The 16,348-nt window shown below is 72.7% G+C and carries 12 protein-coding genes; 5 read left to right on the forward strand and 7 right to left on the reverse strand.

The window, feature by feature from the left end:
- Positions 1-54: 54 nt before the first annotated feature.
- The 4 genes from pepN (OO47_RS16100) to OO47_RS16115 all read right to left on the reverse strand — a co-directional run bounded on the left by pepN (OO47_RS16100) (position 55) and on the right by OO47_RS16115 (position 8,079).
- Positions 55-2,640, reverse strand: a complete 2,586-nt coding sequence (pepN, locus tag OO47_RS16100) for an aminopeptidase N (RefSeq protein WP_030210619.1) — start codon at positions 2,638-2,640, stop codon at positions 55-57.
- 198 nt (positions 2,641-2,838) lie between these two features.
- Positions 2,839-3,855, reverse strand: a complete 1,017-nt coding sequence (locus tag OO47_RS16105) for an aspartate-semialdehyde dehydrogenase (protein WP_030210621.1) — start codon at positions 3,853-3,855, stop codon at positions 2,839-2,841.
- A 186-nt stretch (positions 3,856-4,041) separates the two neighbouring features.
- A complete protein-coding gene (locus OO47_RS16110) occupies positions 4,042-7,362 on the reverse strand; it encodes a S8 family serine peptidase (protein ID WP_030210623.1) in 3,321 nt (1,106 codons plus the stop codon).
- Between the two features lie 174 nt (positions 7,363-7,536).
- Positions 7,537-8,079 (reverse strand): CGNR zinc finger domain-containing protein, encoded by a 543-nt coding sequence (locus tag OO47_RS16115; RefSeq protein WP_030210625.1) that lies wholly within the window; start codon positions 8,077-8,079, stop codon positions 7,537-7,539.
- Positions 8,080-8,217: 138 nt separating this feature from the next.
- On the opposite strand from OO47_RS16115, the gene OO47_RS16120 reads away from it, so the two are divergent.
- The 4 genes from OO47_RS16120 (at position 8,218) to OO47_RS16135 (ending at position 10,790) form a co-directional block, all read left to right on the forward strand.
- Positions 8,218-8,682: a VOC family protein gene (locus OO47_RS16120; protein WP_030210627.1), complete on the forward strand. Its 465-nt coding sequence runs from the start codon at positions 8,218-8,220 to the stop codon at positions 8,680-8,682.
- A 45-nt stretch (positions 8,683-8,727) separates the two neighbouring features.
- Entirely contained in the window at positions 8,728-9,609 is an 882-nt protein-coding gene (locus OO47_RS16125) for a pyridoxamine 5'-phosphate oxidase family protein (RefSeq protein WP_030210629.1), read from the forward strand.
- 110 nt (positions 9,610-9,719) lie between these two features.
- A complete protein-coding gene (locus tag OO47_RS16130; RefSeq protein WP_078489680.1) occupies positions 9,720-10,295 on the forward strand; it encodes an HPP family protein in 576 nt (191 codons plus the stop codon).
- Positions 10,296-10,304: 9 nt separating this feature from the next.
- Entirely contained in the window at positions 10,305-10,790 is a 486-nt protein-coding gene (locus OO47_RS16135) for an NUDIX hydrolase (RefSeq protein ID WP_030210633.1), read from the forward strand.
- A 220-nt stretch (positions 10,791-11,010) separates the two neighbouring features.
- On the opposite strand, the gene OO47_RS16140 is transcribed toward OO47_RS16135, so the two are convergent.
- Positions 11,011-12,015, reverse strand: a complete 1,005-nt coding sequence (locus tag OO47_RS16140; RefSeq protein ID WP_030210637.1) for a hypothetical protein — start codon at positions 12,013-12,015, stop codon at positions 11,011-11,013.
- Between the two features lie 176 nt (positions 12,016-12,191).
- Positions 12,192-14,741 (reverse strand): aminopeptidase N, encoded by a 2,550-nt coding sequence (gene pepN / locus OO47_RS16145; protein ID WP_030210640.1) that lies wholly within the window; start codon positions 14,739-14,741, stop codon positions 12,192-12,194.
- Between the two features lie 145 nt (positions 14,742-14,886).
- Here pepN (OO47_RS16145) and OO47_RS16150 point away from each other — a divergent pair, with 145 nt between their 5' ends.
- Positions 14,887-15,522, forward strand: coding sequence for a mycothiol-dependent nitroreductase Rv2466c family protein (locus OO47_RS16150; RefSeq protein WP_030210648.1), 636 nt, complete (start codon positions 14,887-14,889; stop codon positions 15,520-15,522).
- Between the two features lie 134 nt (positions 15,523-15,656).
- Here the strand turns inward: OO47_RS16150 and OO47_RS16155 are convergent, their stop codons facing one another.
- Positions 15,657-16,301 carry a superoxide dismutase gene (locus OO47_RS16155; protein WP_030210654.1) on the reverse strand — a complete coding sequence of 215 codons (645 nt, stop codon included), beginning with the start codon at positions 16,299-16,301 and terminating at the stop codon, positions 15,657-15,659.
- Positions 16,302-16,348 lie beyond the last annotated feature (47 nt).

Consider the following 16,348-nt stretch of genomic DNA (forward strand, 5'->3'; position numbering starts at 1 on the left):
GGGGCACCCCCCAGGGGAGGGCGCCCCTTCTCCCGTACGGCCCTACCGGCGGTCTCAGACGGCCGCCGCCGCGTCCGCCGCCCGCGCCCTCAGGGCGCGCTCGACGCCCGCGCGGCACTCCGTCACCAGACGCCGCAGCGCCGGAGCGGGCTTGTGCTCCTCCAGCCACGCGTCCGTCGCGTCCAGGGTCTCCCGGGAGACCTGGAGCGCCGGGTAGAGGCCGACCACGATCTGCTGGATCATCTCGTGGCTGCGGGTCTCCGACACGCCCTTGATCGCCCCGAAGTACTTCGCGGTGTACGGGGCGAGCAGCTCGCGCTGGTCGGACTGGACGAAGCCGCCGATCACCGCCTCCTGCACGGCGTTCGCCAGCTTGTCGTCCTCGACGACCGACGCCCAGGCCTCGGCCTTGGCCTCCTCCGTCGGACGGGCCGCCCGCGCGGTCGCCGCGTGCCGCTCGCCCGCCGCCGTGCGGTCGCGCTCCAGCTCGGCCGCGATCTCCGCCTCGTCGTAGACCCCGGTCGCCGCGAGCCGCTGCACGAACGCCCAGCGCAGCTCGGTGTCCACCGCCAGGCCCTCGATCGTCTCGCGCCCCTCCAGGAGGGCCGCGAGCAGGTCGAGCTGCTGCGGGGTGCGGGCGGTCGCCGCGAAGGCGCGCGCCCACGCCAGCTGGTGGTCGCTCGCCGGCTCGGCCGCGCGCAGGTGCGCGAGCGTCGCCTCGGTCCAGCGGGAGAGCCCGGCCTCGCGCCACTCCGGCGCCGCGTACAGGTCGAGGGCCGCCTTGACCTGGCCCTGGAGCGACTGCACCACGCCGATGTCGGACTCCTTGGCGATGCCCGAGAGCACCAGCTCCAGGTAGTCGCGGGTGGCCAGCTCGCCGTCGCGGGTCATGTCCCAGGCCGAGGCCCAGCACAGCGCGCGCGGCAGCGACTCGGCGAAGTCGCCCAGGTGCGCGGTGACGTTGGCCAGGGACACGTCGTCGAGCCGGACCTTGGCGTACGACAGGTCGTCGTCGTTGAGGAGGACGACCGCCGGGCGCTTCTTGCCGACCAGCTGCGGCACCTCGGTCCGCGCGTCCGCCGCGACGTCCAGCTCCAGGCGGTCGGTGCGCACCAGGCGGCCGGTCTCGTCGAGGTCGTAGAAGCCGATCGCGATCCGGTGCGGACGCAGCACGGCCTCGCCCTTGGCACCGGCGGGCAGCGCCGGGGCCTCCTGGAGGACCGCGAAGGCGGTGACGGTGCCGTCCTCGCCGGTCTCGATCTCCGGGCGGAGGACGTTGATGCCGGCCGTCTCCAGCCACGCCTTCGACCAGGCCGTCAGGTCGCGGCCCGAGGTCTCCTCCAGGGCGCCGAGCAGGTCCGACAGGCGCGTGTTGCCGAAGGCGTGCGCCTTGAAGTACGCCTGCACGCCCTTGAAGAACTCGTCCTGGCCGACGTAGGCGACGAGCTGCTTGAGGACCGAGGCGCCCTTGGCGTACGTGATCCCGTCGAAGTTGACGAGCACGTCCTCCAGGTCGTTGATGTCGGCCATGATCGGGTGCGTGGACGGCAGCTGGTCCTGGCGGTAGGCCCAGGTCTTCTCCGCGTTGGCGAAGGTGGTCCAGGCGTTCGGCCAGCGGGTGCCGGGCACGGCGGCCTGGCAGGCGACCGAGGTGTAGGTGGCGAACGACTCGTTCAGCCACAGGTCGTTCCACCATTCCATGGTGACGAGGTCGCCGAACCACATGTGGGCGAGCTCGTGCAGGATGGTCTCGGCCCGCCGCTCGTACGCCGCGTCCGTCACCTTCGAGCGGAAGACGTACTGGTCGCGGATGGTGACCGCGCCCGCGTTCTCCATCGCGCCCGCGTTGAACTCCGGCACGAACAGCTGGTCGTACTTGGCGAACGGGTAGGCGTACGCGAACTTCTCCTGGAACCAGTCGAAGCCCTGGCGCGTGACGTCGAAGATGTGGTCCGCGTCGAGGAACTCGGCCAGCGACGGACGGCAGTAGATGCCGAGCGGGACGGTCTGCCCGTCCTTCTCGTACGTCGAGTGCACCGAGTGGTACGGGCCGGCGATCAGGGCCGTGATGTAGGTCGAGATCCGGGGGGTCGGCTCGAAGCGCCATACCGTCGCATCGGGGCCCTCCGGCTCCGGCGCCGGCGAGTTCGAGATGACCTTCCACCCGGCCGGGGCCTTCACCGTGAACCGGAAGGTCGCCTTCAGGTCGGGCTGCTCGAAGGAGGCGAACACGCGCCGCGCGTCCGGCACCTCGAACTGGGTGTACAGGTAGGCCTGGTCGTCGACCGGGTCGACGAAGCGGTGCAGGCCCTCACCGGTGTTGGTGTACGCGCAGTCCGCGACGACCTTGAGCTCGTTGCGGCCCTCCCGCAGGTGCCGCAGGGCGATCCGCGAGTCCCGGAAGACGGCGGCGACGTCCAGCGCGTGCCCGTTCAGGACGGCCTCGTGGACGGCGGGGGCGACGAGGTCGATGAAGGTCTCGGCGCCCGCCTCGGCGGAATCGAAGCGGACGGTGGTGACGGACCGGTAGGTGCCGCCCTCCTGCGCACCGGAGAGGTCGAGTTCGACCTCGTACGCGTCCACGGTCAGCAGCGCCGCCCGCTGCCGGGCCTCTTCACGGGTCAGGTTCGTACCAGGCACCCGGTCAACTCCTCTGTTTCATGACGATTGGCCCCATCCTTCCACGGGGCGGCTCAGCGGCGCACGGCGCATTTCCACGGCCCGTCGCCGCCCGGGCCGCCCGGTTCGGAGAAGGGGGCCGACCCGCGCGGACGCGCCGGAGGGGCGGCTCCCGCAACGGGAGACCGCCCCTCCGGTCGTATGCGCCCCGCGGGGTCGTCAGCCCTTGAGCTCGGCCGCGACCAGCTCCGCGATCTGCACGGCGTTCAGCGCCGCGCCCTTGCGCAGGTTGTCGTTGGAGACGAAGAGCGCGAGACCGTTGTCGACGGTCTCGTCCACGCGGATGCGGCCGACGTACGAGGCGTCCCTGCCGGCAGCCTGGAGCGGGGTCGGGATCTCGGAGAGCTCGACGCCCTCGGCGTCCTTCAGCAGCTCGTGGGCGCGCTCGACGCCGATCGGGCGCTCGAAGCGGGCGTTGACCTGGAGGGAGTGGCCGGAGAAGACCGGGACGCGCACACAGGTGCCGGAGACCTTGAGCCCGGGGATCTCCAGGATCTTGCGGGACTCGTTACGGAGCTTCTGCTCCTCGTCGGTCTCGAAGGTGCCGTCGTCGACGATCGAGCCGGCCAGCGGGACCACGTTGAAGGCGATCGGGCGCCGGTAGACGCCGGGCTCGGGGAAGTCGACGGCCCCGCCGTCGTGGGCGAGCGCGGCGGCGCCCTCGGCGACCGCCCTGACCTGCCCGTCCAGCTCGGCCACGCCGGCCACGCCCGAGCCGGAGACGGCCTGGTAGGTGGTGGCGACGAGCGCGACGAGCCCGGCCTCCTCGTGGAGCGGCTTGAGGACCGGCATCGCGGCCATCGTGGTGCAGTTCGGGTTGGCGATGATGCCCTTGGGGCGGTCCTTGACCGCGTGCGGGTTCACCTCGGAGACCACGAGGGGGACCTCGGGATCGCGGCGCCAGGCGGAGGAGTTGTCGATCACGACGGCGCCCTGGGAGGCGACCTTCTCGGCGAGGGCCTTGGAGGTGGCGCCGCCGGCGGAGAAGAGCACGATGTCCAGGCCGGTGTAGTCGGCGGTGGAGGCGTCCTCGACCGTGATGCCGTCCACGACGGTCCCGGCGGAGCGGGCGGAGGCGAAGAGCCGCAGCTCGTCGAGCGGGAACTTCCGCTCGGCCAGGATGGTGCGCATGACTGTGCCGACCTGACCGGTGGCTCCGACGATTCCGACCTTCACGGGGACTCCTCCGTGCTCATGGGGACTGCTCATGGGGACGTGCGGGCGGGGGTGCCGCCCGTCCATCATGCGGGCGGACACGGTCGCCTTGTCCAATCCATTGTCCAAGGTCCGGGACGGAGACGGAGGAGGGGCGGGCGCCGGAACCGGCACCCGCCCCTCCCCGTCACGGGGCGTCACGCGGTGTTACGGGGTGACGGAGCCGATCAGGACGCTGCCGGTGCCCGCGACGGTGCCGCGGGCGTTGACCAGCTGCACCTCGCCGAAGAACTGGCGTCCCTCGGGAGCGGCGCCGGCGACGACGACCTCGGCCGTCACCGTGGCGGACCCGCCGTTGGGCAGGGCGGCCGGCTTCGAGCCGTCGACCTTCACGGTGCCGAGCGCGGACGAGTAGTACACGTCCTTGTAGTCGTACGTGGTGCCGCCCGCGGCCTGGACCGAGTAGCCGTCGACCACGACGGTGTACGTGCCCGCGGCCGGCTTCACCAGGGAGACGGCCTCCTCCGAGTCGCCGTCGGCGGCCTGCGCGACCTGCTTGCCGTCGAGCAGCACGGTCAGGTCGAGGTCGGCGGCCCGGTCGGAGGTGTTGCCGATGCCGATGTCGAGCCGCTCGACGCCCTCGCCGATGGTGACGGTCCGGGTGTGCGTCTCGTGGTGCCGGATGGTCGGCGTCTCGGTCTTCTGCGAGCCGAGGGAGCCGCCCTTGAGGGTGCCCTCGATGCCCGCGAAGCGGTTGGTGACCTTCCACTGGACGGGGGCCGGGGTGCCGACCTTCGCCTCCGGGACGGTCTGGACGGCCGGGTCGAAGTCGACGCCGAGCGCCGAGACGCCCAGGGTGTACGGGTTGTCCAGGTCCGGCGACGTGCGGCGGGCCTCGACCTCGACCTCCCAGACGCCCGGCGTCGGGTTCGGGTAGGAGCGCAGGTCGGGGCGGCAGGTGTTGGCCGGGTTGTAGTGCGGGTAGCAGCCCGTGGTCGCGGTCGGGTCGACGGGGACGCCGACCGGGTGGATCGCGATGAAGCGGGTCTGGCTCTTCGCCTTCAGACCGGACAGCGAGACCTCCAGTGTCTTGGCGCCCTGCGGCACGGTGACGAAGTGGGAGGTGGTGCTGTTGCGCTGCACGGAGCCCTGGGCGGTGTACGTGTAGCCCGGGGCGGCCAGGTCGCTCGCGACGACCGAGGTGGCGAGGATCTGCTTGTCGACGCCCTCGGTGCGCTCGTCGTCGGCCTCCAGGATGACGCTGTGCACGCCGGCGGAGGACGCCTTGGCCTGGAGCTTGACGGTGACCGGCTTGTTCAGCGGCAGGTAGATGCGGTCGTCGCTGACGATGCGGAAGGTGCCGTCGTTGTACTTGAGGTCCAGGTCGTGCCGGACCGGGCGGTCCGGGCCGCTGGTGCGCGTGACGGTGACGTCGTAGACCCGCTTCTGGCCGACCTTCAGGTCGCCCTCGCGGTCGTACACGCCGGTGCCGGTGCGCGGGGCCGGGAAGATCAGGGTGTCGACCGGGGCCTGCACCGTGTAGTCGTGCGCGGTCGCGCCGTCCTTGATGGACTCCCAGGCCTCTTCGACGTCGATGAGGCCGGCGCCCTGCTCGTGCGCGGCGACACCGGGGATGCGCTGCGCGGTGGAGATCAGCGCGGTGCGCAGGGTCAGCGGGGAGAGCGCGATGCCCCGCTGCTTGGCGGCCGAGAGCAGCAGCGCGCTCGCGCCCGCCGCCTGCGGCGAGGACATCGAGGTGCCGTTGAGCATGCCGTAGCCGGCGGGCAGCGCGTAGCCCGACTCGGCGAGACCGGCGCCCGGCAGCCAGGTCGGGATGGTGTTCACGGCCGAGCCGGGGGCGGTGATCGTCGGGGTGAGGCCGCCGTCCTCGCGCGGGCCGCGGGAGGAGAAGGGGAACATGGCGTACTTCTTGGCGACGGCCGAGCCGTAGTTGGCGGCCCAGGTGTCCTTGGAGACGGCCGCGCCGACCGAGAGGACCTTGTCGGCCAGGCCGGGGTCGCCGATCGTGTTGATGCCGGGGCCCGAGTTGCCGGCCGAGATGACCAGCTGGACGCCGTACTGGTCGATCAGGCGGGTGTAGAGGCGGGCGCGGACGTTGTCGCCGTCGTTCTGCTGCGGCAGGCCGCCGATCGACATGTTGACGATGTCGACGCCGCGGTTGACGACGAGGTCCGTCATGCCCTCGGTGAGGGCGGTGTTGGTGCAGCCGCCGGTCCAGGTGCACGCGCGCGAGGAGACGATCTTCGCGCCGGGGGCCGCGCCGTTCATCCGGCCGCCGAAGAGGCCGTGGGCGGCGGTGATGCCGGCGACGTGGGTGCCGTGCGAGGACTCCACGAGGCCGATGTTGACGAAGTCGGCCTTCTTGCCGACCCAGGTGCCGCCGGCCGGGTCCATCGGGACGTCCTTGCGGATCTCCACGACGAACGGGGTCTTCTCGACGACCTCGGTGGCCGGGTTGTCGGTACCGAAGTAGCCGATCTGGAACCCGTCCTTGTACGGCTTCATCGGCGCGTTGTCCGTGAAGTCGTTGTTCTGGTCGGTGTCCACGCGGACGGTTCCGGCGGCCGGGTCGTACAGCAGGCCGAAGACGTCGGTGGTGTCGCCGTCCCGGTTGATGTCGCCGGCCGGGTCGCCGCCCGCGGTGATCGACTCGGTGAAGCGGCTGAACTGGTACGAGCCCTCCGGGGCCTTCCAGCTCTGCGCGGAGGAGGTGAAGACGGGGCCGGAGACCGGGGTGATCTGGGGGCGCCAGGTGGCGTCGCCCTCGGTCAGCGGGTCCGTGGCGGTGACCCAGTCGACGATCTTGCGCTCGCCGGTGGTGGTCCTCTGCAGGGCCGGGTGGGCGAGGTCGACGCCGGAGTCCAGGACGCCGATGGTCACGCCGCGGCCGTCGGCCCGGGGGTGGCTCTCGACGAAGTCGACCGCACCCGTCTCGTGGGACGGGTTGTACGGGTTCTTCGCCGGGGTCTTCCGGCTGGGCGCCGGGTACGTCTTCTTGACGGTGGTCCCCTCGACGGGGCCCGTCGCGCCGCCCGTGTCCGGACGCGGGTCGTCCAGCGGGATCTCGGCCTGGAGGTCGACGGCCTGGACCGAGGAGAGCTCGGTGGCGGCCCGGATGGCGGCCTCGGCCTTGGCGGTCGGCAGGGTGGCGCGGACGTAGCCGAGCTCGTCCTGCCGCTTGCCGACCGAGGCGCCGGCGACGGCGTCCAGCTGGGCGGCGACCTGCTCGGTGGCGCCGGGGGCGGTGGCGACGAGGACGGTGACGTTCTTCTCGCCGGTCGCCTGGGCCTCGGTGAGGCGCTGGGCGTCGACGGCGCCGAGCTTGTCGGCGGAGTCCGACGCCTTGACCGGGGGAGTGGTCCCGGGGTCGTCGGAGGCGAACGCGGGCACGGTGCCGGTCGCGACGAGCGCGGCGACGAGACCGGCGGCGGCCGCGACGCGCGCCGCCCGTCTCCGCCCGGGCGCCGAGGACCGGGTTATGGGACCCGGAGTCTGGGGGGTGGCCATGTACATCCCTGTCTGTGAAGGAGAGGGTCCGGATATCGGTTCCGGATGACCGCTCAGCCTTTCGTAAATGACAGGGTTTTGGGGAGAGTTGACAGGGAGAAGGTGTGCGTCATGGCGTGAACCCGCCAGTGCGCCCGATGTGCCACGGGGGATGAACCGGCCCCAACCGGGGCGTCACGCCCCCTTGGAGCGGGCGTGGTGCCGGGAGGCCTTGGCCCGGTTGCCGCAGACCGCCATCGAGCACCAGCGGCGGGTGCCGTTCCGCGAGGTGTCGAAGAAGTGCAGGATGCACGCCTCGTGGGCGCAGGCCCGGATCCGGTCGGGCGCGGTGCGCAGCAGGTCGAGGTAGTCGCGGGCGGCGGTCCAGCCCGGTCCCCGTGCCGGGTCCGCGAACTCGGGCTCCTCGCCGGGGCCCTCGGCGGTGAGCGTCGCCCGGATGCGGCCGTGGCCGAGGACGGCGTCGACGCGGGCGGTGGCGGCGGGGTCGCCGGGGTGGTCCACGAGCGCGGCGAGCGCGTCCCGGGCGGCGAGGGTGTGGCGCAGGGTGGCGGCGTCGGCGGCGAACCGCCCCTCCAGGCCGTTGGCGGCGAGCCAGACGGCGAGCCCGTCGACGCCGGTGAGCAGGTCGCGGCGGACGCCCTCCTCGATCCAGCGGGTGTTGAGCAGGTCGAGGGAGACGGGTTCGCCGGTGAGCGGCCGGGGGTCGACGGCGGTCATGGGCGGACACCTTCCTCGATTTCCTCGCGTGCTAACCCCTCAAGAGTACGTGAGCGGTTGACGCTCGCTCCTTCTAACCTCTAAAGTCGAATTAGAGGGTTACCCCAGCCGGGGCGGCCCCCACGGGAGGGAACCGTCATGTCCGCGATCGGCACGCTCACCACGCACCACGTCGCCGTCAACGTCACCGACCTGGAGCGCTCGCTCGCCTTCTACGCCGACGTGCTCGGCTTCGAGGTCATCGGGAGGAGCGCGGAGGGAGAGCCGGAGAGGGAGGAGTACGCCTTCCTCGGCAGGGACGGGCGCCTGGTGATCGCCCTCTGGCAGCAGGCCGAGGGCCCCTACGAGCCCGGCCGCCCCGGCCTGCACCACCTCGCCTTCGAGGCCGAGTCCATCGACCACGTCCGCGCCGCCGAGGCCGCGCTCACCGCGCGCGGCACCACCTTCGCGTACGAGGGCGTCGTGGCCCACCGGGAGGGCGCGGCCTCCGGCGGCATCTTCTTCCACGACCCCGACGGCACCCGCCTGGAGATCTCCGTCCCGAAGGGCGCCGAAACGGCCCCGGCCCCCTCGACCGGGGCCCCCGCCTGCGGCTTCTTCTAGATCCCTGCTTCCGGATCCCGTCCGAGAGACCGCCAGGAGGAACCCGTGGACGCCTACCACCCCGGATCGCTCGCCGTGCAGGAACGCGTCGGCGTCCGTGACCTCGCCGAGCACGTGGGCCGCTCCGTCGGCCCCGGCATCCGCCCGGTCGCCGCCGCCTTCCTGGAGGCGCAGCCGATGCTGGTGATCGGCGCGGCGGACGCCGGCGGGCAGGTCTGGGCGAGCCTGCTCACCGGCCCGCCCGGCTTCGCCCGCGCCACCGGCCCGCACACCGTCTCCGTCGCGGGCGGCGTCCCCGCCCGCGACCCGCTCGCCGGCGCGATCGTCCCGGCCGGCACCCCCGTCGGCACGATCGCCCTTGATCCCCGCACCCGCCGCCGCATGCGCCTCAACGGCACCGCCCGGCCCGGCCCCCGCGGCCTCACCGTCGACGCGGACCAGGTCTTCTCCAACTGCCCCAAGTACCTCCAGAAGAGACAGTGGTACGGCTCCGGGCCCGCGGGCCCCGGAACCGGCACCCCGCACCACGGCACGGCGCTCACCCCCGCCCAGGCGGCCCGCGTCCGGGCGGCGGACACCTTCTTCGTGGCCACCGCCGCCCCCGACGGCGCCGACGCGAGCCACCGGGGCGGCAACCCCGGCTTCGTCCGGGTCGACGGGCCCCGGGAGCTGAGCTGGCGGGACTACCCGGGCAACGCGATGTTCCTGACCCTGGGCAACCTGGAGTCGGACGGCCGCGCCGGACTGCTCCTCCTGGACTGGGAGACCGGGACGACCCTCCAGCTCACCGGCCGCGCGCACGCCGAGTACGGCCCCGACGCACGCGTGGTCCGCTTCCGCGCCGACCGCGTGGTGGAGACGCCGGGCGCCAGCCCCCTGCGCTGGTCGGCCCCGGAGTACTCACCGGCCAACCCGACCGCACCCTGACGACGGACCTCCACGCGTGCGGGCCCACCGGCCCACCGGCCCGCGGGCCCGCACGCGCGGCAGCTGTTCCCGCAGTCCCCACCGACGACCCCGACGACCCCGAGGACCCCGTGCCCACCACCCCGGCCGCAAAGGCCCCCGAAGTCCCCGAAGTCCCCGAAGTCCCCGAAGCCCTTCGGCCTTCCGCCGCGCCGGCGGCATCCGCACCCCGCCCCCGGCCGCCCGCCCGGCCCCGCCCCCGCGTCCTCCTCGGTGCCACCGCCGCCGCGGTCGCCGTGCTGCTCCTCCTGGTCGCGGTGGGCACCCTCCTGCGCCAGCCCCTGCTGATCCCGCCGCTCGCCGCGAGCGCCGCGCTCGTGGCGGGCGCCCCCGACCTGCCGCTCTCCCAGCCCCGCTCGGTCGTCGGCGGCCAACTCCTCTCCGCCCTCACCGGGTTCGCGGTCCTGGCCGCGGCCGGTCCGGGACCGTGGGGCGCCGCCGTCGCGGGCGGCCTCGCCCTCGGCGTGATGGCCCTCGCCCGCGCCCCGCACTCGCCCGCCGCCGCCACGGCCGTCGTCGTCGCCCTCCAGTCCCCGCCCTTCTGGCCGTTTCTCGGCCTTCTCGCCCTCGCCTGCCTCCTCCTGGTCGCCGCCGGCCTCGCGGCCGCTCCCGCGACGGGGCGGACGTACCCCACGTACTGGATCTAACCTCGGCGCATGAAGAAGGAGTTGAGGGTGTCGGCCTACGCCGTGTGCGTCCGGGACGACGAGATCCTGCTCGCCCGCTGGGTGGCGGGCGACGGCAGCAGGCTGTGGACCCTGCCGGGCGGCGGCATGGACCACGGCGAGGAGCCCACGCGGACCATGGTCCGGGAGGTCGAGGAGGAGACCGGGTACACCGCCGAACCCGTCGCCCTCCTCGGCGTCGACTCCGTCCGGCGCTCCTGGCCGCGCCGCTTCGCCGGACCCGGCGACTTCCAGGGCCTCGGCATCGTCTACGAGGCCCGGATCACCGGCGGCGAGCTGCGCGCCGAGACCGGCGGCTCCACCGACCTGGCCGCCTGGCACCCCCTCTCCGCCGTCCCCGGCCTGCCCCGCGTCGGACTCGTCGACGTCGGCCTCGACCTGTGGCGCGAGCGGCCCCCGACCGGCCGTTCCCGGCTGAGCGTGCCGCTCGACCCCACCCTCCCGCCGAACGGATGAAAGCGGCTGAGAACGACTGGAAACTGCTCGGCTCACCGAACCGCTCAACCCTCCCGGCACCCCGGCGGGTCCTGCCCGCCGACCGGGGCACACGCCGCGCGGCGCCCCAGGGGGGTCCGCATACCGGCCGTCCGCACCACCCGTGCCGTCCGCACCACCCGTACCGCCGTCGCCGTCCCGCAGGCCGAGTTCCGCGGCACCGTGCCTGATACCCAGGACATCACCGGGGCAGGACGACGACGTACGCGGCGGGATGCCGGTCCGGCGCGGCCATCAGGGCCGTACGGACCACGGCGGCCTGCTGCTCCCTCGCCTCGCGCAGCTTGCGCGGGGTGAGGTGGACCACCGTGATGCCGAGCCGCTCCAGGTGCTCGCGCTTGCGGGCGTGCTCGGACCACAGCTCGTCGTCGTCCTGCCGGGGCGCCCGGGTGTCCAGCTCGACGGCCACCGCCTGGTCGGGCCAATAGGCGTCCACCCCGCCCAGGTGCGGACCGCCCGGCAGCCGCAGGTCCACGTTCCACAGCGGGTCCGGAAGCCCGAACTCCCGCACCAGCTCGTACAGCCGCTCCTCGGAGAGCGAGCGCCCCTCGGTGAGCACCGCGTCCACCGCGTCCACCACGTGCGGCCGGGAGAGCAGCCGGGCCCGGCTCAGCTCCCGTACGACCGCGGCCGGCTCGCAGTGGCCGCCGCGCACCGCCTCGGTGAGCAGCGCGCGGACCTCCTCCGCCGCCGGGAGGCCCGACACCGCGTCGGCGACGGCGCGGGCGACCGGGGCGACGGGGACGCCCGTGAGCTGGACCGGCTCCGGCGCCTCCGGGGCGCGCACCACCCGCACCCAGCCGGTCGACCGCAGCCGTCGGGTGCGCGGCACCAGGACGTCGATGCGCTCCAGGGCGGTGAGCGGGGGAGCGGACGAGAAGCGGTGCAGGGTCAGGGCGGCGAGCCCGGTGATCATCGCCTCCGGCCCCTGCTGCGGCAGGGTTTCGGGCCGGCGGGCGTAGAGGAGCGCGGCGTGCAGCCGGTCCTCGCTGGTGGGCGGCCCCGGCTGGAGCAGGAAGACACCGGGCAGCAACTGCTGCCAGCCACCGGGCCGGCACCGCGCGGCGACGTCGGCGGCGGGCACGCCCTGCGCCCTCAACTGGGCGGAGCTGGCGAGACGTCGGGTGCGACCGGTGCGGGAGGAGAGGGGGAGGGGGCGGGGGGTGAGGGGGGCGTTGTGGTTCATGCCGGGGGTCTTCCGCTTCCGAAGGCTCCCCTAACCCCTGTTACACGCTCGTCGACAATTGGGGACAAGCTCGCCCTAAAGTACGCGCGTTCGAATGCCGATGAGACGCCCCCCTGCGCACACGACGACGGGGGCCCCGGGCCGAAGCCCGTGACCCCCGTCGCGTCGGTCGCCCGTCACTCCGCCGCGCGGTCGCACTCCTGGGCGCGCAGGGCCCGCGCCAGGTCGTCGCGGGACTCCAGGACCAGGCGCCGCAGGGCCGGGGCGGAGGACTCGTGGGAGGTCAGCCAGGCGTCCGTGGCGGCCAGGGTCGCCGGGTCGTCCTGGAGCCCCGGGAAGAGCCCCCGGACCACGTCCATGCCGATCTGGATCGACCGCTCGGCCCACAGGCGCTCGATCGCCGCGAAGTACTTCTCCGCGTACGGGGCGATCAGCTCGCGCTGCGAGGGCTGGACGAAGCCCGCGATCGTCGCCTCGACCAGCGCGTTCGACAGGGCGTCCGACTCGACGACCTGCGCCCAGGCCTGTGCCTTGACCGCCGCCGAGGGGCGCGAGGCGAGCAGCCGCACCTGGTGGCGCTTGCCCGTCGCCGTGTCGTCCCGGGCCAGCTCCTCGCCGATCCGGGCCTCGTCCGCCCGCCCGTGCACGGCGAGCGGCGAGAGCAGCGCCCAGCGCAGCTCCTGGTCGACGTCCAGGCCGTCGATCCGCGCCGTGCCGTCGAGCAGCCCCTCCAGGAGCTGGAGGTCGGCGTCGGTGGAGGCCGCCGCCGCGAAGAACCGCGCCCAGGTCAGCTGGTGCTCGCTGCCCGGCTCCGCCGCCCGCAGCTCGCGCAGCCCGCCCTCGGCGAGCAGCCGGCCGCCCTCCTCGCGCCACTCCGGGTCCGCGTACAGGGTGACGGCCGACTTCGTCCAGGCGTGCACCATCTGGAGGACGCCGATCTCCGTCTCGCGGCCCGCGAAGGCCAGCACGACGGCGACGAAGTCCCGGGCGGGCACCAGCCCGTCGCGGGTCAGGTTCCACAGTGCCGACCAGCACAGGGCGCGGGCCAGCGGGTCGGTGACGTCGCCCAGGTGCTCCCGCAGGGTGGCGAGGGAGCCCTCGTCGAAGCGCATCTTGCAGTAGGTGAGGTCGTCGTCGTTGACGAGCACGAGGTCGGGCCGCGCCTCGCCCGCGAGGTCGGCCACGACCGTGCGCGCGCCGGTGACGTCCGCCTCGGCCCGCGCGTACCGGATGAGCGCGCCGTCCGCGTCCAGCCGGTAGAGGCCCACGGCCGTCCGGTGCGGGCGCAGCTCGTCGCCCTCCTGGAGGACGGCCAGCTCGGTGATCCGGCCCTCGGCGTCGTAGGTGACGTCCGGCGCCAGGACGTTGACGCCGGAGGTCTGCAGCCAGGACTTCGCCCACGCCTTCATGTCGCGTCCGGAGGTCTCCTCCAGGATCGTGAGCAGGTCGTTCAGGCGCGTGTTCCCGTACGCGTGGCGCTTGAAGTAGCGGCGCGCCCCCTCCAGGAACGCGTCCCGCCCGGCGTACGCCACGAGCTGCTTGAGCACCGAGGCGCCCTTGGCGTACGTGATGCCGTCGAAGTTCAGCTTGGCGTCCTCCAGGTCACGGATGTCGGCCGTGATCGGGTGGGTGGACGGCAGCTGGTCGGCGCGGTACGCCCAGGACTTGCGGTTGTTGGCGAAGGTCACCCAGCTGTTCGTGAAGCGGGTCGCCTCGGCGTTCACGAAGGAGCCCATGAAGTCCGCGAAGGACTCCTTCAGCCACAGGTCGTCCCACCAGACCATGGTGACCAGGTCGCCGAACCACATGTGCGCCATCTCGTGCAGCACGACGTTGGCCCGCGCCTCGTACGAGGCCTGCGTGACCTTGCCCCGGAAGACGTACTCCTCGCGGAAGGTCACCATGCCCGGGTTCTCCATCGCGCCGAGGTTGTACTCGGGGACGAAGGCCTGGTCGTACTTCCCGAAGGGGTACGGGAAGTCGAAGTTGTCGTGGAAGAAGTCGAAGCCCTGCTTGGTGACCAGGAAGACGTCGTCCGCGTCGAAGTGCTTCGCGAGCCCCTTGCGGCACATCGCCCCGAGCGGGATCTCCAGGTCCCCGCGCCGGTAGGTGTCGGTCACGTGGTGGTACGGGCCGGCGACCACGCAGGTGATGTACGTGGAGATCGGCGCCGTCTCCGCGAACCGCCACACGCCCCCGGCGTCGCGCTCCCCGGCGCCGTTCGACCAGACCGTCCACTCCTCCGGCGCGGTCACCGAGAAGCGGTACGGCGCCTTCAGGTCGGGCTGCTCGAAGTTGGCGTACACCCGGCGGGCGTCGGCCGGCTCGTACTGCGTGTAGAGGTAGACCTCGCCGTCCTCCGGGTCGACGAAGCGGTGCATGCCCTCGCCGGTCCGGCTGTAGGCGCACCGCGCGTCCACGACGAGCGTGTTCTCGTCCTCCAGGCCGTCGAGCGCGATCCGCGCGCCGTCGAAGACCTCCGCCGGGTCCAGGGACCGCCCGTTCAGGGTCACCGCGGTCACGGAGGGGGCGATCAGGTCCGCGAAGGTGCTCGTGCCCGTCCCCGTGCGGCGGAAGCGGATCGTCGTCACCGAGCGGAAGGTGCGCACCGCCTCGTCGGACTCGCCGACCGCCGAGCGCAGGTCGAGTTCGACCTCGTACCCGTCGACGGACAGCAGCGCCGCCCGCTCGCGGGCCTCGTCGCGGGACAGATTCTCACCGGGCACGGTCACTCCTTCGTGGCACGTTCGAAACAGCACCGATCCTCCCATGTGCCCCTGTCGCCCGGCGCACGGGAATGCCCTTCCGGGTGCGTGGCGTTCTTCCCCACTGGCGCACCACCTTTTTCCCGCGGCCGTACCGAGGAGTGACATGTCCGAGAGCAGGACCACCGCAGACTTCTACTTCGACCCGCTGTGCCCCTGGGCCTGGATGACCTCCCGCTGGATGCTCGAAGTGGAGAAGGTGCGCCCGGTCGACGTGCGGTGGAAGGTGATGAGCCTCGCCGTGCTCAACGAGAACCGGCTCGACGAGCTCCCGGAGGAGTACCGGGAGATGCTGGAGACCAAGGCCTGGGGCCCGGTCCGGGTCGTCGTCGCCGCGCGTGAGCTGCACGGCGACGAGGTCGTCGGCAAGCTCTACACCGCGCTCGGCACCCGCTTCCACAACAACGGCGAGGGCCCGACCCGCGAGGCGATCGCCGGCGCCCTGAAGGACGTCGGCCTGCCCGAGGACCTGGTGGAGTACGCCGACAAGGACACGTACGACACCGAGCTGCGCGCCTCCCACAAGGAGGGCATCGACAAGGTCGGCCAGGACGTCGGCACCCCGGTCGTCGCGGTGCCGGGCCCGGACGGCGACGAGGTCGCCTTCTTCGGCCCCGTGGTCACCCCGACCCCGCGCGGCGAGGCGGCGGCCCGGCTGTGGGACGGCACGCTGCTCGTGGCGTCGACGCCGGGCTTCTACGAGATCAAGCGCACCCGCACGGCGGCGCCGAGCTTCGAGTAGCCGTCGCGTTCCCCGGGCACAGAAGAACCCCCGCGATTCACGTCATCGCGGGGGTTCTTCCTCATTCCGCCTGCAAGTGAAGGTTGAGAAGACGATCACGAGCAGGACGAGGGGGGCCGTCGGTCAGGACGGGCTCAGAAGGAGATCAGCGGCACCGAGGCCTTGGCGGCGTGGTAGCGCTTGTTCACGTCCTGCCAGTTGACGACCTGCCACATGGCCTCGATGAAGTCGACCTTCTGGTTCTTGTACTGCAGGTAGAAGGCGTGCTCCCAGGCGTCGAAGACCAGGATCGGGACCGAGCCCTGGCCGACGTTGCCCTGGTGGTCGTAGACCTGCTCGACGATGAGCCGGCCGCTGATCGGCTCGTACGCGAGGACGCCCCAGCCGGAGCCCTGGGTGGTCGCGGAGGCCTTGGTCAGCTGGGCCTTGAACTTCGCGAAGGAGCCGAAGGACTCGGTGATCGCGTCCGCGAGGTCACCGACGCCGTCGGCGGCCAGCGGCTCGCCGCCGCCCCCGTCCTTCGGGCTGTTCATGTTGTTCCAGTAGATGGAGTGGAGGATGTGGCCGGAGAGGTGGAACGCGAGGTTCTTCTCCAGCCCGTTGATCGAACCCCACTGGTCCTTGTCGCGGGCTTCCTCCAGCTGCTCCAGGGTGTCGTTCGCGCCCTTGACGTAAGCCGCGTGGTGCTTGTCGTGGTGCAGCTCGATGATCTGCGGATTGATCACCGGCTCCAGCGCCGCGTAGTCGTACGGCAGCTCGGGAAGTGTGTAGATCGGCATGTGCCCGGCCCTTCGACTGCTCCTGCTTGTTGCAACCTGTATGCAGG

This window comes from Streptomyces bikiniensis, assembly GCF_000716625.1.
Lineage (GTDB): Bacteria > Actinomycetota > Actinomycetes > Streptomycetales > Streptomycetaceae > Streptomyces > Streptomyces bikiniensis.

Coding starts and splice junctions, on each gene's coding strand:
- OO47_RS16110 (WP_030210623.1), bottom strand. CDS start 7,362: ATGGCCACCCCCCAGACTCCGGGTCCCATAACCCGGTCCTCGGCGCCC.
- OO47_RS16115 (WP_030210625.1), bottom strand. CDS start 8,079: ATGACCGCCGTCGACCCCCGGCCGCTCACCGGCGAACCCGTCTCCCTC.
- OO47_RS16120 (WP_030210627.1), top strand. CDS start 8,218: ATGTCCGCGATCGGCACGCTCACCACGCACCACGTCGCCGTCAACGTC.
- OO47_RS16135 (WP_030210633.1), top strand. CDS start 10,305: ATGAAGAAGGAGTTGAGGGTGTCGGCCTACGCCGTGTGCGTCCGGGAC.
- OO47_RS16140 (WP_030210637.1), bottom strand. CDS start 12,015: ATGAACCACAACGCCCCCCTCACCCCCCGCCCCCTCCCCCTCTCCTCC.
- OO47_RS16150 (WP_030210648.1), top strand. CDS start 14,887: ATGTCCGAGAGCAGGACCACCGCAGACTTCTACTTCGACCCGCTGTGC.
- OO47_RS16155 (WP_030210654.1), bottom strand. CDS start 16,301: ATGCCGATCTACACACTTCCCGAGCTGCCGTACGACTACGCGGCGCTG.